General features: G+C 72.1%; 20 protein-coding genes. 13 read left to right on the forward strand and 7 right to left on the reverse strand.

What is annotated here, in order from left to right:
- Nucleotides 1–36 precede the first annotated feature (36 nt).
- Nucleotides 37–618 (reverse strand): hemerythrin domain-containing protein, encoded by a 582-nt coding sequence (locus M8C13_RS36540; RefSeq protein WP_252485370.1) that lies wholly within the window; start codon nucleotides 616–618, stop codon nucleotides 37–39.
- A gap of 82 nt (nucleotides 619–700) precedes the next feature.
- Between M8C13_RS36540 and M8C13_RS36545 the strand changes: the two genes are divergently transcribed.
- Complete coding sequence (locus tag M8C13_RS36545) at nucleotides 701–1477, forward strand: TetR/AcrR family transcriptional regulator (protein WP_252485371.1); 777 nt, start codon at nucleotides 701–703, stop codon at nucleotides 1475–1477.
- Here M8C13_RS36545 and M8C13_RS36550 read toward each other — a convergent pair.
- Genes M8C13_RS36550 through M8C13_RS36560 form a run of 3 tightly spaced genes read right to left on the reverse strand, consistent with a single transcriptional unit; the run spans nucleotide 1474 to nucleotide 2861 of the window.
- Complete coding sequence (locus M8C13_RS36550) at nucleotides 1474–1794, reverse strand: DUF3817 domain-containing protein (protein WP_283660725.1); 321 nt, start codon at nucleotides 1792–1794, stop codon at nucleotides 1474–1476. The two genes, M8C13_RS36545 and M8C13_RS36550, sit on opposite strands and share 4 nt — an antisense overlap.
- Entirely contained in the window at nucleotides 1779–2183 is a 405-nt protein-coding gene (locus tag M8C13_RS36555; protein ID WP_252485372.1) for a hypothetical protein, read from the reverse strand. Before M8C13_RS36555 ends, M8C13_RS36550 begins: the two co-directional genes overlap by 16 nt.
- 57 nt (nucleotides 2184–2240) lie before the next feature.
- Entirely contained in the window at nucleotides 2241–2861 is a 621-nt protein-coding gene (locus M8C13_RS36560) for a TetR/AcrR family transcriptional regulator (RefSeq protein WP_252485373.1), read from the reverse strand.
- Nucleotides 2862–2935: 74 nt separating this feature from the next.
- Here M8C13_RS36560 and M8C13_RS36565 point away from each other — a divergent pair, with 74 nt between their 5' ends.
- Both M8C13_RS36565 and M8C13_RS36570 read left to right on the forward strand, forming a co-directional pair.
- Complete coding sequence (locus M8C13_RS36565; protein ID WP_252485374.1) at nucleotides 2936–4441, forward strand: NAD(P)/FAD-dependent oxidoreductase; 1506 nt, start codon at nucleotides 2936–2938, stop codon at nucleotides 4439–4441.
- Between the two features lies 1 nt (nucleotide 4442).
- Entirely contained in the window at nucleotides 4443–5261 is an 819-nt protein-coding gene (locus M8C13_RS36570; RefSeq protein WP_252485375.1) for an SDR family oxidoreductase, read from the forward strand.
- Between the two features lie 51 nt (nucleotides 5262–5312).
- Here the strand turns inward: M8C13_RS36570 and M8C13_RS36575 are convergent, their stop codons facing one another.
- The 3 genes from M8C13_RS36575 to M8C13_RS36585 all read right to left on the reverse strand — a co-directional run bounded on the left by M8C13_RS36575 (nucleotide 5313) and on the right by M8C13_RS36585 (nucleotide 8545).
- A complete protein-coding gene (locus M8C13_RS36575) occupies nucleotides 5313–6287 on the reverse strand; it encodes a hypothetical protein (RefSeq protein ID WP_252485376.1) in 975 nt (324 codons plus the stop codon).
- A gap of 73 nt (nucleotides 6288–6360) precedes the next feature.
- A complete protein-coding gene (locus M8C13_RS36580) occupies nucleotides 6361–6945 on the reverse strand; it encodes a GNAT family N-acetyltransferase (RefSeq protein ID WP_252485377.1) in 585 nt (194 codons plus the stop codon).
- Between the two features lie 49 nt (nucleotides 6946–6994).
- Nucleotides 6995–8545: a PucR family transcriptional regulator gene (locus tag M8C13_RS36585; protein ID WP_252485378.1), complete on the reverse strand. Its 1551-nt coding sequence runs from the start codon at nucleotides 8543–8545 to the stop codon at nucleotides 6995–6997.
- Nucleotides 8546–8707: 162 nt separating this feature from the next.
- Here M8C13_RS36585 and uraD point away from each other — a divergent pair, with 162 nt between their 5' ends.
- Genes uraD through alc form a run of 10 tightly spaced genes read left to right on the forward strand, consistent with a single transcriptional unit; the run spans nucleotide 8708 to nucleotide 19133 of the window.
- A complete protein-coding gene (gene uraD, locus M8C13_RS36590; RefSeq protein WP_252485379.1) occupies nucleotides 8708–9199 on the forward strand; it encodes a 2-oxo-4-hydroxy-4-carboxy-5-ureidoimidazoline decarboxylase in 492 nt (163 codons plus the stop codon).
- Nucleotides 9196–9522, forward strand: coding sequence for a hydroxyisourate hydrolase (gene uraH / locus M8C13_RS36595; RefSeq protein WP_252485450.1), 327 nt, complete (start codon nucleotides 9196–9198; stop codon nucleotides 9520–9522). Before uraD ends, uraH begins: the two co-directional genes overlap by 4 nt.
- Nucleotides 9523–9524: 2 nt before the next feature.
- Entirely contained in the window at nucleotides 9525–10397 is an 873-nt protein-coding gene (pucL, locus tag M8C13_RS36600) for a factor-independent urate hydroxylase (RefSeq protein WP_252485380.1), read from the forward strand.
- 3 nt (nucleotides 10398–10400) lie between these two features.
- Complete coding sequence (locus tag M8C13_RS36605; RefSeq protein WP_252485381.1) at nucleotides 10401–11768, forward strand: nucleobase:cation symporter-2 family protein; 1368 nt, start codon at nucleotides 10401–10403, stop codon at nucleotides 11766–11768.
- Nucleotides 11746–12618 carry a xanthine dehydrogenase family protein subunit M gene (locus tag M8C13_RS36610; RefSeq protein ID WP_252485382.1) on the forward strand — a complete coding sequence of 291 codons (873 nt, stop codon included), beginning with the start codon at nucleotides 11746–11748 and terminating at the stop codon, nucleotides 12616–12618. Before M8C13_RS36605 ends, M8C13_RS36610 begins: the two co-directional genes overlap by 23 nt.
- The gene (locus tag M8C13_RS36615) at nucleotides 12609–13082 is read left to right on the forward strand and encodes a (2Fe-2S)-binding protein (RefSeq protein WP_252485383.1); all 474 of its coding nucleotides are present in this window, start codon (nucleotides 12609–12611) and stop codon (nucleotides 13080–13082) included. The genes M8C13_RS36610 and M8C13_RS36615 overlap by 10 nt, the downstream gene beginning before the upstream one ends.
- Complete coding sequence (locus M8C13_RS36620) at nucleotides 13079–14446, forward strand: 8-oxoguanine deaminase (protein WP_252485384.1); 1368 nt, start codon at nucleotides 13079–13081, stop codon at nucleotides 14444–14446. Before M8C13_RS36615 ends, M8C13_RS36620 begins: the two co-directional genes overlap by 4 nt.
- A complete protein-coding gene (gene pucD, locus M8C13_RS36625; RefSeq protein ID WP_252485385.1) occupies nucleotides 14443–16668 on the forward strand; it encodes a xanthine dehydrogenase subunit D in 2226 nt (741 codons plus the stop codon). Before M8C13_RS36620 ends, pucD begins: the two co-directional genes overlap by 4 nt.
- Before the next feature lie 7 nt (nucleotides 16669–16675).
- Complete coding sequence (gene allB / locus M8C13_RS36630; protein WP_252485386.1) at nucleotides 16676–18001, forward strand: allantoinase AllB; 1326 nt, start codon at nucleotides 16676–16678, stop codon at nucleotides 17999–18001.
- 1 nt (nucleotide 18002) lies between these two features.
- Complete coding sequence (alc, locus tag M8C13_RS36635; protein ID WP_252485387.1) at nucleotides 18003–19133, forward strand: allantoicase; 1131 nt, start codon at nucleotides 18003–18005, stop codon at nucleotides 19131–19133.
- Nucleotides 19134–19200: the final 67 nt, after the last annotated feature.

Here is a 19200-nt window from a genome sequence, read left to right on the forward strand (position 1 = left end):
CCATGCCGACCCGGCCGGCGCCTCCGCCCGCCGCGGTCAGGCCTTGCGCACTGCCTCGGCGAGCTGGTCCTTGGTCATGCTCGACCGCCCGGGGATGTCGGCGGCCTTGGCCTGCTCGTACAGCTCCTCCTTGGTGGGCTCGCCGCTCTTGTCACCCTGTGCGGGCACCTCGGCGGTGATCCCGGCCTCGGCCAGGTGCTGCTTGCGCGCCTTGTCGAACTGCTCGCCGAGGCGGCGCAGCTCATCGGCGGAGACGGCCTTGCGCAGGGCGGGCAGGAGGTCGGTCTCCTCCTCCTCGATGTGGTGCTGGACCGCGTCGACGAACTTCTGGAACTTGCCGCTGAAGTTGAGCGTGCTCTCCTTGGCCTTGGTCAGCAGCTCCTCGGCCTCCAGGTGCTCCTCCGCGCCGTGGTGCACCTCGCCGCGCTCGTCAGGGTCGGCCGCGATCAGGGCGGGGTAGACGTGCTCCTCCTCGGCCCTGCTGTGCGCGTTCAACCGCGCCTCGACCTCGTGCACCAGCCGCGCCCTCTGCTCCGGGTCAGCCTGCTTGACCTGCTCGAACAACCGCTCCAGCACCCGGTGGTCGGCCTTGATGAGCGAAACGGCGTCGCGAGTCATGGGGTCCTCCTCGTGGTGGGTACGGTCAGCCGAATACCCGGCCCGAGACGCCTCAACCACACCCGTTTAGGCTGATCCGGCCATGTCGACTATCGAGTTCAGCGGCCACGGGGACCCGGCCCGCAGCCTCGCCCTGTTGTGGCGCACCAGTGAACGGGCCAGCCGCAAGGGCAAGCCCGAGCTGAACGTGGACCGGATCGTGCGCGCCGCGATCGCCATCGCCGACGCCGAGGGCCTGGGCGCGCTGTCCATGCGCAGGGTGGCCGAGGAGCTGGGCGTGGGCACCATGTCGCTCTACACCTATGTGCCGGGCAAGGGCGAGCTGATCGACGTCATGCTGGACACCGTCTTCGGCGAGATCACCAGGGAGCACCCGCCGGGCGGCTGGCGGGACCGGCTGGAGCACGTGGCGCGGCAGAACAAGGAGCTGTACCAGCGGCACAACTGGCTGCCCTACGTGCTGATGAGCCGTCCGGTGCTGGGCCCGAACGTGACCGCCAAGTACGACCACGAGCTCAGCGCGATCGACGGCATCGGCCTGTCCGACGTGGAGATGGACTCGGTGCTGTGGCTGGTGCTGGACTTCACGCACAGCGCGGTGCGCGGCGCGGTGGAGTCGGAGGTGGCCGCCGCGCGCAGCGGGGTCACCGACGAGCAGTGGTGGCAGGCGCACGCGCCGCTGCTGGGCAAGGTGCTGGACCCGGCGCGCTACCCGGTGGCCAGCCGGGTCGGCCAGGCCGCCGGCATGGAGCACGGCGGCGCGACCGATCCGGCGCACAACTTCGAGTTCGGGCTGGCCAGGGTGCTCGACGGCATCGAGGTGCTGGTCAAGCAGCGCGCTTCCGGCTCAGCCGACTAGATCCGCTCGCCTGCCTGCACCTTGCGGGTGACCCAGCGCTCGGCCACGAAGGACAGGAACGGCACCGTCCCGGCCAGCAGCACCAGCAGGGTGCCGCCGATGGACCACTTGCTCTTGATCGCCAGGTCGAAGGCGAGCACCAGGTAGATGGCGTAGAGGAAACCGTGGATCGGGCCGATGACCGCGACCGGGCCCGGCATGTCGGCCAGGTACTTCAGCGGCATGGCCACCACGACCAGCAGCAGCAGGCCGACGCCGACGATGTAGGCCATGATCCGGAACCGGGACAGCGTGCCCGGCTTCACCTTTGTTGCCACTGTTCCGCCTTCTGCTTGAGGTAGCGGTTGTACTCCGCCAGCTCGGGGTCGATGTCCGCGTCCTGGGCCGCGGGCCGGGGCCGCCCCGGCAGCCACTTCTCCGCCACCGGCTCGGCCGGCTGCGCGGGCACCACGGGTTCGGCGGCCTCGGGGGTCTCGCCGTCCTCCTCGTCGCGGGTGGCCTCCATGCGCAGGAACCGGATCCAGGCGACGACGCCGAAGACGCCGAACAGCGGCCACTGCAACGCGTAGCCCAGGTTCAGCCCGCTGCCGGTGGAGGACAGCGCCCGCTCCAGCTGCCACCAGCCGAGCCAGCCGCAGACGAGCGCGCACAACAGCACCAGGACATGCCCGGCCAGCCATCCAGGGCTGAGGTACCGGCTGCGCACGGCATTGACGGTAGCACCGCGACTCATCCGACCGGATGAGCGGTCCCGCTGCCCGAATCAGGACGGATCGGGCAGGTACGGCGACACCGCGTCCGCGCCGACGGCCACCATGGCCAGCTGGAAGAAGCCGCGTTCCAGCAGGTCCAGCAGGGCGTCCCGGTCGATCCGCGGCTCGCGCAGCCAGCTGATGGTGACCTCCTCGGCGAAGGCGACCCAGCCGCGCACGGTCATCACCAGCGCCGGGGTGGACTCGATGCCCAGCTCGCGCACGTTGTCGAGCACGATGTCCGCGATCGCGGTCCTGGTCTCCTCGAACAGCGCCCGCATGGCCTCATCGCCGGTGGCCGCGCCGCGCACCAGCGAGGTGTAGGCGTCCCGGTTCTGGCTGACGTAGTCGACGAAGCCGCGCAGGCTCTGCCGCATCCGCGGCGCGGGCTCCAGCGTCTTGTCCGGGGCCAGGAACTCCAGCAGCTGGGCGGCCGCGGCCCTGGCCACGGCCAGGTGGAACTCGCGCTTGGAGCCGAAGTAGTGGAAGAGCAGGCCGGTGGAGATACCGGCCTCGGCGGCCAGGTCCTCGATGGAGAGCTCGTCCAGGGTGCGGGTGGAGAGCAGCTCCACACCGAGCTTGAGCAGCTGAGCCCGCCGGAGCTCGGGGCTGAGACGCGTGCGCTGGGTCACAACGAACAGCTTATTGACTCCGGCTCAACAGCGCCACTAGCTTATTGAATATCAGTCAATAAGGAGGCCAGCTCATGCACGAGGTGCACGTAGCCGTCATCGGCACCGGATTCGCCGGCCTCGCCATGGCCATCCGGATGAAACAGCGCGGCATCACCGACTTCGTCCTGCTGGAGCGCGCCCAGGAGGTCGGCGGCACCTGGCGGGACAACACCTACCCCGGCGCGGCCTGCGACGTGCCCTCGCACCTGTACTCCTTCTCCTTCGCGCCCAACCCGGACTGGACCCGCTCGTTCTCCCCGCAGCCGGAGATCTGGCGCTACCTGCGCCGCACCGCGCGCGAGCACGGCGTGTACCCGCACATCCGCTTCGGCCACGACGTCGAGCGCGCGGACTGGGACGAGGAGCGCGGCCGGTGGATCGTGCGCACCAGCCAGGAGACCTTCGCGGCCAAGGTGCTGGTCTCCGGCATGGGCCCGCTGTGCGAGCCGCAGCTGCCCGACATCAAGGGCCTGGACACCTTCCAGGGCCACGCCTTCCACTCCGCGCGCTGGGACCACGACTACGACCTGACCGGCAAGAAGGTCGCGGTGATCGGCACCGGCGCCTCGGCCATCCAGTTCGTGCCGCAGATCCAGCCGAAGGTGGAGCGGCTGCGGCTGTTCCAGCGCACCGCGCCCTGGGTGATGCCGCGCAGGGACCGGCCGATCACCGCCGTCGAGCGCACCCTGTTCCGGTGGTTCCCGCCGTTGCAGCGGCTGGTGCGCGCGGCCATCTACTGGGGCCGGGAGACCTACGTCATCGGCTTCACCCGGCAGCCCAAGATGCTGCGCCTGGGCGAGCGCTGGGCCAAGAAGAACCTCTTCCGCGCGGTGAAGGACAAGGAACTGCGCAAGAAGTTGTTACCCACCTTCGCCATGGGCTGCAAGCGGATCCTCATCTCCAACGACTACTACCCCGCCGTCGCGCAGTCCAATGTGGACGTGGTCACCGACCGGATCACCGAGGTGCGGGCGAACTCCGTGGTCACCGCGGACGGCACCGAGCACCCGGTGGACACCATCATCTTCGGCACCGGCTTCCACGCCACCGACCCGCCCTCGCTGGAGAAGGTCTACGGCCGCGGCGGGGTCCGCCTCGGCGAGGCCTGGCGGGACGGCATGGAGGCCTACAAGGGCACCACCATCGCCGGGTTCCCCAACCTGTTCATGCTGGTCGGCCCGAACACCGGCCTCGGCCACAACTCGATCGTGTTCATGATCGAGTCGCAGGTGAACTACGTGATGGACGCGCTGAAGGTGCTGGGGCGCAAGGAGGTCGTCGAGCTGGACCCGAGGGTGGACCGGGTGCACGCCTTCAACGAGCGGGTGCAGAAGCAGATGCGGGGCACGGTCTGGCTGACCGGCGGCTGCGAGAGCTGGTACCTGGATGCCAAGGGGCGCAACACCACGCTGTGGCCTACCTTTACCTGGAGCTACCGGCAGCTCACCCGCAAGTTCGACGCGCAGGCCTACTCGATCCGGCTGCGCGCCACCGAGGAGGTCGCCGCGGTGACCAAGGCCGACGAGGCGGTGCACTGACATGCGGGAGTTCCGCGGCAGGGTAGCGGTGATCACCGGAGCCGGCTCCGGCATCGGCCGGGCGCTGGCCCTGGACCTGGCGCGCCGGGGCGCGCAGCTGGCGCTGTCCGATGTGGACGACTACGGGCTGGCCGAGACGGTGCGCCAGGCCGAGCGGATCGGCGCCCGGGCCAAGGGCTACCACCTGGACGTGGCCGACCGGGCCGCGGTGCTGGCGCACGCCGATGAGGTGGTCGGCGACTTCGGCCGGGCCGAGCTGGTGGTCAACAACGCCGGGGTGACCGCGACCTCCAGCTTCACCGAGACCGACATCGCCGACTTCGACTGGGTGATGAACATCGACTTCGGTGGCGTGCTCAACGGCACCAAGGCGTTCCTGCCGCACCTGATCGCCTCCGGGGACGGCTACCTGGTCAACATCTCCAGCCTGTTCGGCCTGATGACCGTGCCGAGGCAGACCGCCTACCACGCGGCCAAGTACGCGGTGCGCGGCTTCACCGAGTCGCTGCGCCAGGAGCTGCGCATCGACGGGCACCCGGTGGGCGTGAGCTGCGTGCACCCCGGCGGGATCAAGACCAACATCGTGAACAACGCCCGGCACAGCACGCCGGAGTACGGCAAGTCGCTGAGCACGGCCTTCGACCGCATCGCGGGCACCAGCGCGCCGGCCGCGGCCCGGACCATCATCCGCGGCATCCAGCGCGACCAGGCGCGCATCCTGATCGGCCCGGACGCACACGCGCTCAACGTGCTCCAGGCCCTGCTGGGCAGCCGGTTCGCCTGGTTCACCGAGAAGATCAGCCGCCGCGCGATGTACTGAGCTCACTCCAGGGGGCGGCCCCACCACCGCCGTCCCCTGGAGTGGGGCTGCTCAGAGGTCCACGTGCCAGTGCACGCCGAGCGTGCCGCGCCGCGGCTCCCGGTGCTGGGCCTCGATGCCCACCCAGCCGCGGAACTTGCCCGCGTCGTCGATCACCTGCAACTGCGGCTTGCGGTGCGAGCCGCCGGTGTAGCAAGGCGTGCTGCCGCCCTGCACCAGGCAGGTGCAGAAGTGCTCGTAGAAGTTCTTCCGCCCGCCCTCGGACGCCAGGTAGTACCGGATCTTGCCCGGCTTGCCGTCCGGGCAGGCGGTGCAGGCGTTGGGACCGGCGTCGAACAGACCGCTCAGGCAGTCGCCGTTGCACTGCTTCCAGCCGTCCAGCGCCAGGTCGATCTTGGACGCGCCGGTGCCGGAGGACAGCTTGCCGGTGGACTGGACGAAGAAGTTGTGCGCGAAGCGGCCCCGGTAGGCCTTCTTGGGCACCTCGTTCATCGGGACGGCCAGGTCGTTGCTGGCGTTGCTGCCATAGCCCTGGCCCACGTTCGCGCCGTAGCTGGACCCGGTCAGCGAGATCGCGCTGATCCCCGGCTCCGGCGTGGCCACGGCCCACTTCTCGGTGACCCCGCCCTGCCAGGTGATGCTGAGCTGGTTCCCGCTGGTGGTGTACGTCCCTTCCAGCGACTTGACCTCGGCCCCGGTCTGGAAGCCACCGGCGGTGTGGATCTTGCAGTTGTCACAGCCCGCCGAGGTGGTGCGGATCGGCACCCCCGGGTAGCCCTGGTTCCAGTTCCAGTACCAGAACCCCTCCCGCACGGTGCCGTTGCCGCTGAAGTAGTACATGGCCAGCCGGGAGAACTCGTTCCCGGTCGGCGTCGTGCCGACCGGCGCCACCTGGCCGATGGTGACCGCGTAGATCCGCTTGCCGCCCGGCAGGTCCACCGCCAGTGCGGTGCCGGGCAGCAGTGCCCCGGTCAGCGCGAGGGTGCCCAGCACGACCAGCCACAACCGCGTGAACGTGCGCTTCAACGTCGTCCTCCCCAGCCCGTTTCCAACGTTGCACAAAAACGTAGCACCGTGTTCAGGCGGTCACTAGCCGCAGTCACTCGGCCGGGCGCCACATGGGGTGGCAGTCCGGGCCGCCCGCCAGCCGGATCGGCTCGCCGAGCGGCACGAACCCGTGCCGGGCGTAGAGCGCGACGCCGCGTCCGGTGCTGGCCTCCAGGTAGGCGGGCAGCCTGGTCCGGGCCAGGCGGTGGCGCAGCAGCAGGCTGCCGTGGCCCTGGCCGCGGGCCTCCGGCAGCACGCCGATCAGCGGCAGGTACAGGTGCCGCTCGCCGTGCGGGTGCCGCCGGGTGAACTCGCCGCCGAGCTCGGCCAGGCGGTGCGCGGCCGGGCCGAAGGAGGCGTGCAGAGCGGTCAGCTCGTCGGCGGTCAGGCCGGTGAACTCGCCGTTGGCCTCCACGGTCAGCCACAGCGCGACCGCGGCCCCCTCCGCCGTGGTCTCCAGCTCGGCCTCGCCCGCGGCCAGCAGGAACCGGATGAAGCCGCGCTGGAAGCGCAGCCTGCTGGTCGGTTCCGGGAACAGCCAGCTCACCAGCGGATCGTCGAGGTAGGCCACGGCCAGGGTTTCCACCGCGGCGTCGAAGGCGTCCCCGCGCGGACGGACCACCGGCTCCGGAGTCATACCCCCGACAGTGCCACAACTCCCCGACGAATGATCTTGACGGGCCCGGTCAGCCGGGGTCCAGGTTCAGCCCGAGGTACAGGTCCACCCGATCGGGGAAGCAGCTCAGGTCGCGGCCGGTCAGCTCCTCGATCCTGGCGATCCGGTAGCGCAGCGTGTTGACGTGCACGTGCAGCTTGGCCGCGGTCTTGGTGGGCGAGCCCGCGCAGTCCAGGAAGACCCGCAGGGTGGTCACCAGGTCGGAGCCGTGCTCCCGGTCGTAGTCGCGCAGCGGCCCGAGCAGCCGGTGCGCGAAGGAGCGGCGCAGCTCCTCCGGCACGGTGGCCAGCAGCAGCAAATGGGAGGCGATCTCCTCGGCGGCCACCACCGCGGTCCTGGCGTCCCGGTGCTCGGCCAGGGTGCGCGCGTGCCGCGCCTCCTCCACCGCGCCGGCCAGCCCGGAGGCGCTGGTCACCCCGCTGATCCCGATCACCAGCCGGGCCGAGCCGAGCCCCGGTTCGACCACCTCCACCGCGGCGCGCAGCTCGCGCAGGGCGCCGGTCAGCGACTCCGGGTCGCCGGAGAGCACCGCGCAGGCCTCCTCGCCCAGGGTGCCCAGCAGCACCCGGTTGGCGCGTTCGGCGGCCAGTTCGCCGAGCACCAGCGCGGCCAGTCCCGGCCCGCCGCCGACGGTGGCCGCCGACAGCGCGCACACCGCGTCCCCCGGCGCCAGTCCGGCCGCGGCCAGCCGGGACTCGATCTCCCCCGGCCCGGCCCGGCCGGTGGTCAGCGCGTGCAGCAGCGGCGCGAACGAGCGGTTCTCCACCCGCCGCCGCTCCTCCAGCCGGGAGCGGTCCAGCGAGACCAGGGTGGCCAGCTCCCCGGCCACCTCCCGCTGACCCTGGTCCCACTGCTCCTGGTCGCCGTCGACCACCAGGAACCAGCTGGCCATCCGCTGCCCGCCGCGGCCCGGCACCGGCAGCAGGGTGCACGGCGGGCTGTCCCGGTACCGCACCGTGCGCGGCAGCCGGTCGGCCTGCAGGAACTGCCGGACCAGCAGCTCCCGCTTGCCCGGTGAGGGCGGCCGGGTGCTGCCCGCGACCACCCGGCCGGTGGGCGAGAGCACCCAGCAGTGCGCGCCGATCCCGGTGGAGCCCAGCTCCAGCAGGGTGGCCAGGCCGGCGCCCTCGGCCACCGCCTCGACCAGGCGGCGGTGCCGGTCCAGCGCCACCGCGGCGTGGTCCGGCCGGTCCGCGGCCAGCGCCAGCACGATCCGCTCGGTGATGGTGGCGAAGGAGACGTCGATGGGCACCTCGAACAGCGGCACCCCGTGCCGGGCGCAGGCTTCGACCAGGTCAGGGGGCACCGAGCCGAACTCGGCGTCGCCCGCGGCCAGTCCGGCCACCCCGGCGGCGGCGATCGCGGAGACGAAGGCCTCCGCGTCCTCCGGCCCGCGCCGCCAGACCATGCCGGTGAGCACCAGCTCGCCGCCGGAGAGGTAGCGGCTGGGGTCGCGCTGGTCGGTGGTGTACACCCAGCGCACCGGCCGGTCCAGGTGCTGCGCGCCGGTCAGCAGGACCAGCTTCAGCTCCGAGACCGCCAGCAGTGTGCGCAACCGCATCCGCGTCGCCTCCACCTCAGCTCACCGCATTGGAGGAAGCCACAAAAGACCGGTCCGCACAAGACGGCGTTTTCATGCTTCTCATACCTAGTCGCAGCCTGCCGAACCTGGATGTACTGGCCGACACCACCTGGTGAGCACCGTGTAACGGGGGTCCGGGAGTTGCTGGAGGAGTTCAACGCGCTGCCCGAGTCCAGGGCGGTCGAGCTGTTGCGCGCGTGCTGCGCGAGCCCGGCGTGGATCCGCCGGGTGCTGGCCGGACGCCCCTACCGCGACCTGCGCGCCCTGCAGACCGCCGGGGCGGACGCGCTCAAGGCGCTGGACTGGACCCAGCTGCGGCAGGCCCTGGACGCGCACCCGCGGATCGGGCAGCGCGCCGCGGGCGGCGGTCAGGAGGCCCGCTGGTCGCGCGGCGAGCAGGCCGCGGCCAAGACCGTGGACGCCGATGTGCAGCGGCAGCTGGTGGAGGGCAACCAGCGCTACGAGGCCAGGTTCGGGCACGTGTTCCTGATCTGCGCGACCGGCAAGACCGCAGGGGAGATCCTCTCCGCGCTGCGGCACCGGCTGGGCAACGAGCCCTTCGCCGAACGTGAGGTGGTCAAGGCCGAGCTGGCCGGGATCGTCCGACTGCGACTGACCAAGATGGTGGGCTGATGGCGATCTCCACGCACGTGCTGGACGCGGCGCTGGGCCGACCGGCGACCGGGGTGCGGGTGCACCTGGAACACCTGGACAACGCGGTGTGGACACAGGTCGCCGAGGGGGTCACCGACGCCGACGGCAGACTGCGCGACCTGCCCATCGCCGAGGGCGCGCACCGGCTGTTCTTCCACACCGGGCCGTATCTGGCGGCCACCGGCAGGCCGGTGTTCTACCCGGAGGTGGTGATCAGCTTCCTGGTCGCCGACCCGGCCGAGCACCACCACGTGCCGCTGCTGCTGAGCCCGTTCGCGTACTCGACCTACCGGGGGAGCTGACCGTGGGCATCGTGTTGGGCGACAACCAGTACGGCAAGGCCGAGGTCCGGCTGGTGCGGATCGACCGGGGCGCGGCCGGGCACCACATCACGGATCTGAATGTCAGCATCGCCCTGTCGGGGGAGCTGGCCGAGACCCATCTGACCGGTGACAACGCCAAGGTGCTGCCCACCGACAGCCAGAAGAACACCGTCTACGCCTTCGCCCGCGACGGGGTCGGCGAGATCGAGGACTTCGCGCTGCGGCTGGCCCGGCACTTCGTGGACAGCCAGCCCGCGATCCACCGGGCTCGGGTGGCCATCGAGCAGTACGGCTGGGCCCGCACGCTGGTGGACGGCCAGCCCGCCTCGCACTCCTTCCACCGCACCGGCGACGGCACCCGGACCACCACGGTCACCTACGACGGGGACACCGCGTGGGTGGTCTCCGGGGTCACCGAGCTGACCGTGCTGAACTCCACCGGCTCGGAGTTCTGGGGCTACGTCAAGGACGAGTACACCACCCTGCCCGAGGCCACCGACCGCATCCTGGCCACTGCGGTGGACGCCCGCTGGCGACACCGCGACGCCGGGGAGCGGGACTGGGCGCAGTCGCACCGGCAGGCCAAGGCGGCGCTGCTGGCCGCGTTCGCGGACACGCACAGCTTCTCCCTGCAACAGACCCTGCACGCGATGGGCTCCAGGGTGCTCACCGGCCAGCCGGACGTCGTGGAGGTCCGGCTGGCCCTGCCGAACAAGCACCACTTCCTGGTCGACCTGTCGCCCTTCGGGCTGGACAACCCCGGTGAGGTGTTCTTCGCCGCGGACCGGCCGTACGGGCTGATCGAGGGTTCGGCGCTGCGCGAGGACGCGCCCCCGCCGGGTGGGGCATGGTGAGCCATGCCATTCCGCACCACACGCGCCACCGGGAGCCCAGCGCACCCGGTCGATGAGGTCCTGCCCGCCGGGCGGCTGCTCGCCTTCGGGCTGCAACACGTGCTGGCCATGTACGCCGGCGCGGTCGCCGTGCCGCTGATCGTGGGCGGGGCGATGAAGCTGCCCGCCGCCGACATCGCCTACCTGATCAACGCCGACCTGCTGGTCTGCGGCATCGCCACCCTGATCCAGTGCGTCGGGGTGTGGCGCTTCGGCGTGCGGCTGCCGCTGATGCAGGGCTGCACCTTCGCCGCGGTCAGCCCGATGGTGCTGATCGGCACCCAGGGCGGCGGACTGCCCGCGATCTACGGCGCGGTGATCGTGGCCGGGCTGGCCATGACGCTGGCCGCGCCCTGGTTCAGCCGCCTGCTGCGGTTCTTCCCGCCGGTGGTGACCGGCACGGTGATCCTGGTGATCGGGCTGTCCCTGCTGCCGGTGGCGGTCAACTGGGCCGCCGGCGGGGTCGGCGCGCCGGACTTCGCCGCGCCGGGCAACCTGGCGCTGGCCCTGGGCGTGCTGCTGGTCATCCTGGCCGCGCAGCGGTTCCTGCCCGGCCTGTGGTCCCGGATCGCGGTGCTGCTCGGCATCGTCATCGGGACCCTGGTGGCGATCCCGTTGGGGCGGACCAACTTCGCCGCCGTCGGCGAGGCCCCGTTACTGGGCATCAGCACCCCGTTCCACTTCGGGCTGCCGACCTTCGAGGTCTCCGCGATCACCGCGATGCTGATCGTGATGGCGGTGACCATGATCGAGACCAGCGGCAGCATCGTGGCCATCGGCGAGCTGGTGGACAAGCCGGTGGACCGGCGCACACTGGCCGACGGGCTGCGTGCCGACGGCGCGTCCACCGTGCTCGGCGGTGTGCTGAACACCTTTCCCTACACCGCTTTCGGCCAGAACATCGGCCTGGTCGCGCTCACCGGGGTGCGCAGCAGGTGGGTGGTGGCCACCGCGGGCGGCATCCTGGTGCTGCTCGGCCTGGTGCCCGCGCTGGGCGCGGTGGTGGCCGCGATCCCGCTGCCGGTGCTGGGCGGGGCGGGCATCGCCATGTTCGGCACGGTGGCCGCGGGCGGGGTGCGCACGCTGTCCCGGGTCTCGTTCTCGGGCAACCACAACCTCACCGTGGTCGCGGTGTCCCTGGGCATCGGGCTGATCCCGGTCGGCGTGCCCGGGATCTACGAGGCGTTCCCGGTGTGGTTCAAGACCGTCATGCAGTCCGGCATCAGCGCCGGGTGCCTGGCGGCGGTCCTGCTCAACCTGTTGTTCAACCACGGCGTCCGGCGGGAACCGGCGCGGGAGGAGGCGGTGGATGGAGTTCCTCCGACCGGCTAGCTGGCCGGAAGCCCTGTCGCTGAAGGCCGAGCACCCGGAGGCGGTGCCGATCGCCGGTGGCACCGACCTGATGGTCGAGCTGAACTTCGACAAGCGGCGGCCACCGGCGATCCTGGACCTGGGCCGGATCACCGAGCTGACCGAGTGGTCCGAAGTGGACGGTTCGGTGTGGCTGGGCGCGGCCGTGCCGTACCAGCGGATCATCACCGAGCTGGCGGACCGGCTGCCGGGCCTGGCGATGGCATCGCGCACGGTGGGCTCACCGCAGATCCGCAACCGGGGCACCGTCGGCGGCAACCTCGGCTCGGCCTCCCCCGCCGGGGACGCGCACCCGCCGCTGCTGGCCGCGGACGCGGTGGTCGAGGTGGCCTCGGTGCGCGGCGCCAGGACCATCCCGGTCAGCGAGTTCTTCCTCGGCGTCAAGCGCGCCGCACTGGCCGAGGACGAGCTGATCCGCGCGGTGCGGCAGCCGGTGGCCGATGGGCCGCAACAGTTCTCGAAGGTGGGCACGCGCAACGCGATGGTGATCGCGGTGTGCTCCTTCGCCCTCGCCCTGCACCCGGCCCGCGGCACCGTGGGCACCGGCATCGGCTCGGCCGCGCCCACCCCGCGCCGCGCGCCTGAGGCCGAGGCGCTGCTGGCCGATGAGCTGGACTGGCACCAGCCACAACCCTTGTCAGAAGGCCTGTTGATCCGGTTCGGCGAGCTGGTGGCCGCCGCGGCCGCGCCCATCGACGACGTGCGCGGCAGCGCGGCCTACCGGCGGCACGCGCTGGCCGTGCTGGCCCGCCGCACCCTCGCCTGGACCTGGCAGGACTACCGCTCCGGAAGGTGGTCGCGATGCGCGTGAACCTCACCGTCAACGGCGAGCCGAGGCAGGCCGACGACGTCTGGCCCGGCGAGAGCCTGCTCTACGTGCTGCGCGAGCGGCTCGGCCTGCCCGGGTCCAAGAACGCTTGTGAACAAGGCGAATGCGGGTCCTGCACGGTGTACCTGGACGACACCCCGGTGTGCGCCTGCCTGGTCGCCGCCGGGCAGGCCGAGGGCCGCGCGGTGCGCACCGTGGAGGGCCTGGCCGGCGAGGAGGACCTCGATCCGGTGCAGCAGGCCTTCGTGGAGGCGGGGGCCGTGCAGTGCGGTTTCTGCACCCCCGGCCTGATCGTGGCCACGCACGACCTGGTGCGCCGCAACGCCAAGCCGACCGACCCGGAGATCCGCGAGGCGCTGGCCGGGAACCTGTGCCGCTGCACCGGCTACGAGAAGATCCTGGACGCGGTGCGGCTGGCCGCGGCCCGGCGGGAGGAAGCCCGATGAGCCGTATCGTGATCGACAACGCCGCTGTGTCCACTGTGGACGGCAACGGCACCGAGTACGCTAACGGGCACGTGGTGGTGGAGAACGGCGTCATCACCGCGGTCGGCGCGGGCCCGGCCCCGCTGGCCGAGCACACCTCCGAGTACATCGACGCGCACGGCTGCCTGGTCACCCCCGGCCTGGTCAACACCCACCACCACCTCTACCAGTGGGCCACCCGCGGCCTGGCGCAGCAGGAGAACCTGTTCGGCTGGCTGGTCGAGCTGTACCCGATCTGGGCCCGGCTGGACGCCTCGGTCACGCACGCCGCGGCCAGCGCGGGCCTGGCCTGGCTGGCCCGCACCGGCTGCACCACCGCCGCCGACCACCACTACGTCTACCCGCGCACCGGCGGCGACCAGCTGGACGCGGTGATCTCCGCGGCCAGGCGGATCGGGGTTCGGCTGCACGCGGTGCGCGGCTCGATGGACCGCGGCGAGTCCCAGGGCGGACTGCCGCCGGATCACATCGTGGAGGACACCGACGCCGCGCTGGCCGCCACCGAGGCCGCCATCGACACCTACCACGACACCTCCTTCGACGCCCAGGTCCGGATCGCGGTCGGCCCCTGCTCGCCGTTCTCGGTGAGCGAGCGGCTGATGCGCGAGGCCGCGGAACTGGCCCGGCACAAGGGCGTCCGGCTGCACACCCACCTGGCCGAGACGGTGGAAGAGGAGCAGAAGTGCCTGGCTGAGCTGGGCTGCACGCCGCTGGAGTACGCCGAATCGCTCGGCTGGCTCGGCGAGGACGTGTGGTTCGCGCACGGCATCCACTTCTCCGACAAGGAGATCGCGCGGCTCGGCGCGTCCGGCACCGGGGTGGCGCACTGCCCCAGCTCCAACGCCAGGGTCGGCGCGGGCACCTGCCGGGTCATCGACCTGCTCGGCGCGGGCGCGCCGGTGGGGCTGGGCGCGGACGGCGCGGCCTCCAACGAGGGCGGCGGCCTCGGTGACGAGCTGCGCCAGGCGCTGTACCAGGCCCGGCAGCGCGGCGGCCCGGCCGCGCTGACCGCCCGGCAGTCGCTGTGGCTGGGCACCATGGGCGGGGCGCGCTGCCTCGGCCGGGCGCACGAGATCGGCTCCATCGAAGTGGGCAAGCTGGCCGACCTGGCGGTGTGGCGGATCGACGGGCTCGCCCACGCCGGGATCGCCGATCCCGTTGCCGCGCTGGTGTTCGCCTCACTGCCGCCGCTGGCCCGGCTGCTGGTCGGCGGCCGCAGCGTGGTGGTCGACGGCGAGCTGCGCACCGCGGAGGAGGCCGAGCTGGCCGGTGACCTGCGCTCGGCCAGCCGCCAGCTGCGCGCGCACCTGGAGGTGGCCCGATGACCAGGAGCGAGGTCTCCGTCACCGGCGGCATCGGCCAGTCGCCGCCGCGACCGGACGGGAACCTGAAGGTCAAGGGCGAGTTCGCCTACTCCTCCGACCTGTGGGCCGCCGACATGCTGTGGGGCGCCACCCTGCGCAGCCCGCACGCGCACGCCCGGATCACCGGCGTGGACATCGCCGCGGCCCTCGCGGTGCCCGGCGTGCACGCCGTGCTCACCCACGCCGATGTGCCCGGCCGCAACGCTTTTGGCCTGGAGCACGTGGACCAGCCGGTGCTCGCGGTGGACCGGGTGCGCTACCAGGGCGAGGCGATCGCGATCGTGGCCGCCGACCACCCGGAGACCGCGCGCCGGGCGATGGACCGGATCGCGGTCGAGTACGAGGTCCTGGAACCGGTGGTCGACGCCGAGCTGGCCGCGCACGAACCCCAGCGGAACCCGTTGCACGAGAACGGGAACCTGGTCCGGCACGTGCCGATCCGGCGCGGCGATCCCGAGGCCGAAGCCGAGGTCGTGGTCTCCGGGGTCTACCAGGTGGGCATGCAGGACCAGGCCTTCCTCGGCCCGGAGTCCGGGCTCGCGGTGCCCGCCGAGGACGGCGGGGTCGAGCTGTACGTGGCCACCCAGTGGCTGCACGTGGACCAGGGCCAGGTGGCGCAAGCCCTCGGCCTGCCAACGGATCGGGTGCGCATCACGCTGGCCGGGGTGGGCGGCGCGTTCGGCGCCCGCGAGGACCTGTCCATGCAGGTGCACGCCTGCCTGCTGGCGCTGCACACCGGCCGCCCGGTGAAGATGGTCTACAACCGCGAGGAGAGCTTCTTCGGCCACGTGCACCGGCACCCGGCCCGGATGCACTACGAGCACGGCGCGACCAGGGACGGCAAGCTGGTCTACGTCAAGGCCAGGCTCTACCTCGACGGCGGCGCCTACGCCTCCACCACCGCCGCGGTGGTGGCCAACGCGACCACCCTGGGCGTCGGCCCGTACGAGGTGCCCAACGTGGTGCTGGACGGCTACGGCGTCTACACCAACAACCCGCCCTGCGGCGCGATGCGCGGCTTCGGCGCGGTGCAGGCCTGCTTCGGCTACGAGTCCCAGATGGACAAGCTGGCCGCCGCGCTGGAGATGGACCCGGTGGAGCTGCGCATCCGCAACGCGGTGGCCGAGGGCAGCGTGATGCCCACCGGCCAGGTCATCGACTCCGCCGCCCCGGTCGCCGAACTGCTCCGCCTGGTCAAGGAAAAACCACTGCCCACAGTGGACGGTGTCAGGGACATCCTGGACCTGCCCGGCGGCGCGGCCAACACCACCCACGGCGAGGGCGTGCGGCGCGGGGTCGGCTACGGCGTCGGGGTCAAGAACGTCTGCTTCTCCGAGGGCTTCGACGACTACTCCACCGCCAGGGTCCGGCTCTCCGTGCTCGGCGGCGAACCGGTCGCGCTGGTGCACACCGCCGCCGCCGAGGTCGGCCAGGGCCTGGTCACCCTGCTCGGCCAGATCGCCCGCACCGAGCTCGGCGTCCAGCAGGTCACCATCGCACCCGCGGACACCTCCATCGGCAGCGCGGGCTCCACCTCGGCCTCCCGGCAGAGCTACGTCACCGGCGGCGCGACCAAGGCCGCCTGCGAGGCGGTCCGGGCGAAACTGCTGGCACTGAGCGGAAACCGGTGGCCGCTGACACCCGGGGAGATCACCGAGGTGCTCGGCCAGGCGGTGATCGAGGAGACCGTGGAGTGGCGGCACCGGCCCACCGAGACCCTGGACCCGTTGAGCGGCCAGGGCAACGCGCACGTGCAGTACGCCTTCGCCGCGCACCGGGCGGTGGTCGACGTGGACGTGGAGCTGGGCCTGGTCAAGGTGGTCGAGCTGGCCTGCGCCCAGGACGTGGGCAAGGCGCTCAACCCGGACGCGGTGCTCGGCCAGATCCAGGGCGGCTCCGCGCAGGGCCTCGGCCTCGCGGTGATGGAGGAGATCCAGACCCAGGACGGCCTGATCCGCAACCCCTCCTTCACCGACTACCTCATCCCGACCATCCTGGACATGCCGCCGATGGTGATCGACGTCCTGGAACTCGCCGACCCACACGCCCCCTACGGCCTGCGCGGCGTCGGCGAGCCACCGACCATCTCGGTCACCCCGGCCATCGCCGCCGCCATCCGCGCCGCCAGCGGCCTGCCCCTGGACCGCGTCCCCATCCGCCCCGAACACCTCACCGGCACCTAGGAGCCCCGTGTACGACCTAGTACTGCGCTCCCGGCGAACCTGCTTACCCGACGGCGAACGACCCGCCGCGATCGCGGTCCACAATGGACGGATCGCGGCGGTCGCACCGCACGAGGCCGACCTGCCCGCGCACACCGACACCGACCTCGGCGAGCTCGCCCTGCTACCCGGCCTGGTGGACACGCACGTGCACGTCAACGAGCCCGGCCGGACCGAGTGGGAGGGCTTCGCCACCGCGACCGCCGCCGCCGCGGCCGGCGGCGTCACCACCATCATCGACATGCCGCTGAACTCGCTGCCACCCACCGTGGACGTGGCCGCGCTGAACGTCAAACGCCAAGCGGCGCAAGGCCGCTGCTTCGTCGACGTCGGCTTCTGGGGCGGCGCGATCCCCGGCAAGCTGCACGAGCTGCCCGCGCTGCACGCCGAGGGCGTGTTCGGCTTCAAGTGCTTCACCGTCGACTCCGGCGTGCCCGAGTTCCCGCCGCTGTCCTGGCCGGAGATCGACCAGGCCCTGCACCAGCTGGTCGAGCTGGACGCGCTGCTGGTGGTGCACGCCGAGGACAGCGAGGAGCTGGCCGCCGCACCGGCCGCCGAAGGCAAGGGCTACCAGGGTTTCCTGGCCTCCCGGCCGACCAGCGCGGAGAACACCGCCATCGCCCGGCTGGCCGCCATCGCGGCCGGCCTCGGCGCCAGGGCGCACGTGCTGCACCTGTCCTCGGCCGAGGCACTGTCCATTGTGGCCGAAGCCAAGGCGGCAGGGGTCCGGCTGAGCGCGGAGACCTGCCCGCACTACCTGACCCTGACCGCCGAGTCGGTGCCCGACGGCGCCACCGAGTTCAAGTGCTGCCCGCCGATCCGGGACGCGGCCAACCAGGACCAGCTGTGGGCAGGCCTGGCCGATGGGGTGATCGACTGCGTCGTCTCCGACCACTCCCCCTGCACCCCCGACCTGAAGAGCCGGGGCGACGGCGACTTCGGCCAGGCCTGGGGCGGGGTGTCCTCGCTCCAGCTCGGCCTGCCGGTGCTGTGGACCGCGGCCCGCGCCCGCGGCCGCCAGCTGACCGAGGTGGTGCGCTGGCTGGCCGAACGCCCCGCCGACCTGGTCGGCCTGTCCTGCAAGGGCCGCATCGCGGTGGGCGGTGACGCCGACCTGGTCGCCTTCGCCGCCGACGAGCGGTTCACCGTGACACCGGCGGAACTGCGCCACCGGCACCCGATCACCCCGTACGCCGGACGGGAGCTGACCGGCGTGGTGCGCCGGACCTGGTTGCGCGGCAAGGAGATCGGCGCACAACCACACGGCGAGCTGCTGCGGCGCGACGGAGGCTGACATGGACACCGCCCTGCCCGACCTGGCCGCCCGCAACCTGGGCGGCTCGGTGCTGGCCGCCAACGACGAGTTCTTCGCCGAGAAGGAGAACCTGATCAAGCCGGAGCCACCGGTGTTCCGGCCGCACACCTTCACCCCCAAGGGCCAGGAGTACGACGGCTGGGAGACCAGGCGGCGGCGCGGCGTGCCCGGCGAGGACTGGGTGGTCATCCGCCTCGGCGTGCCCGGCATCCCGCGCTCGGTCACCGTGGACACCAGCTTCTTCAAGGGCAACTTCCCGGAACAGGCCACCGTGCACGGTGCGGCCCTGGACGGCTACCCCGGCCCCGCCGAGCTGGCCGCCGCCGAGTGGGTCGAGCTGGTGCCGCGCAGCCCGCTGCTGGGCCACACCCAGAACACCTTCCCGGTGGCCACCCCGCTGCGCATCACGCACGTCCGGCTGACCATCCACCCCGACGGCGGCGTGGCCCGGCTGCGCGTGCACGGCGAGCCGCTGCCCGACCCGCGCGAGCTGATCGGCGTGCCGCTGGACCTGGCCGCGCTGGTCAACGGCGGCCGCACGGTCGAGGCCAGCGACGGCTTCTTCTCCCCACCGGACAACATGCTGCAACCCGGCGAGTCCCGGTTCATGAGCGACGGCTGGGAGACCGCCCGCCGCCGCGGCCCCGGCCACGACTGGGCGGTGGTCCGGCTGACCGCCGAGGCGCTGCCCAGGGTGGTCGACCTGAGCACCCTGCACTACAAGGGCAACAGCCCCGGCCGCGCCGCGCTCTGGGGCCGCGTCCCCGGCGGCGAGTGGGCACCGCTGCTGCCGGAGACCCCGCTGCTGCCCGACACCGGCCACCGCTTCCGCCTCGCCGAACCCCGCCCGGTCACCGAGGTCCGGCTGGACATCCACCCCGACGGCGGCGTGGGCAGGCTGCGCGTCTGGGGCCCGCTGACCACCACCGGCCGCCGCGAGCTGGCCCTGCGCTGGTTCAACGCGCTCACCCCCGCCGCGGCCGAGGCCCTGCTCGCCGCGCACGGCCTGTCAGAGAACGATTGCCGAACGCTGACCGAGGCCCGCCCTGCCGCCGAACTGCCCGCTGAGCTGCGTGAACTCGGCGCGGACACCTTCATCACGCCGTCCTGACAAATATTCCAGCCCGGCAAGCAACCCGTCACGGAGTCATCACACGCCGTTGACCGGCCTGCCCGCC

The organism is Crossiella sp. SN42 (assembly GCF_023897065.1).
Taxonomy (GTDB): Bacteria; Actinomycetota; Actinomycetes; order Mycobacteriales; family Pseudonocardiaceae; genus Crossiella.

What these genes read in the sequence shown, in the direction of transcription:
- M8C13_RS36540 (WP_252485370.1), bottom strand. Translation starts at nt 618, where the DNA reads ATGACTCGCGACGCCGTTTCGCTCATCAAGGCCGACCACCGGGTGCTG.
- M8C13_RS36545 (WP_252485371.1), top strand. Translation starts at nt 701, where the DNA reads ATGTCGACTATCGAGTTCAGCGGCCACGGGGACCCGGCCCGCAGCCTC.
- M8C13_RS36565 (WP_252485374.1), top strand. Translation starts at nt 2,936, where the DNA reads ATGCACGAGGTGCACGTAGCCGTCATCGGCACCGGATTCGCCGGCCTC.
- M8C13_RS36570 (WP_252485375.1), top strand. Translation starts at nt 4,443, where the DNA reads ATGCGGGAGTTCCGCGGCAGGGTAGCGGTGATCACCGGAGCCGGCTCC.
- M8C13_RS36580 (WP_252485377.1), bottom strand. Translation starts at nt 6,945, where the DNA reads ATGACTCCGGAGCCGGTGGTCCGTCCGCGCGGGGACGCCTTCGACGCC.
- M8C13_RS36585 (WP_252485378.1), bottom strand. Translation starts at nt 8,545, where the DNA reads ATGCGGTTGCGCACACTGCTGGCGGTCTCGGAGCTGAAGCTGGTCCTG.
- M8C13_RS36605 (WP_252485381.1), top strand. Translation starts at nt 10,401, where the DNA reads ATGCCATTCCGCACCACACGCGCCACCGGGAGCCCAGCGCACCCGGTC.
- M8C13_RS36610 (WP_252485382.1), top strand. Translation starts at nt 11,746, where the DNA reads ATGGAGTTCCTCCGACCGGCTAGCTGGCCGGAAGCCCTGTCGCTGAAG.
- M8C13_RS36615 (WP_252485383.1), top strand. Translation starts at nt 12,609, where the DNA reads ATGCGCGTGAACCTCACCGTCAACGGCGAGCCGAGGCAGGCCGACGAC.
- M8C13_RS36620 (WP_252485384.1), top strand. Translation starts at nt 13,079, where the DNA reads ATGAGCCGTATCGTGATCGACAACGCCGCTGTGTCCACTGTGGACGGC.
- pucD (WP_252485385.1), top strand. Translation starts at nt 14,443, where the DNA reads ATGACCAGGAGCGAGGTCTCCGTCACCGGCGGCATCGGCCAGTCGCCG.
- alc (WP_252485387.1), top strand. Translation starts at nt 18,003, where the DNA reads ATGGACACCGCCCTGCCCGACCTGGCCGCCCGCAACCTGGGCGGCTCG.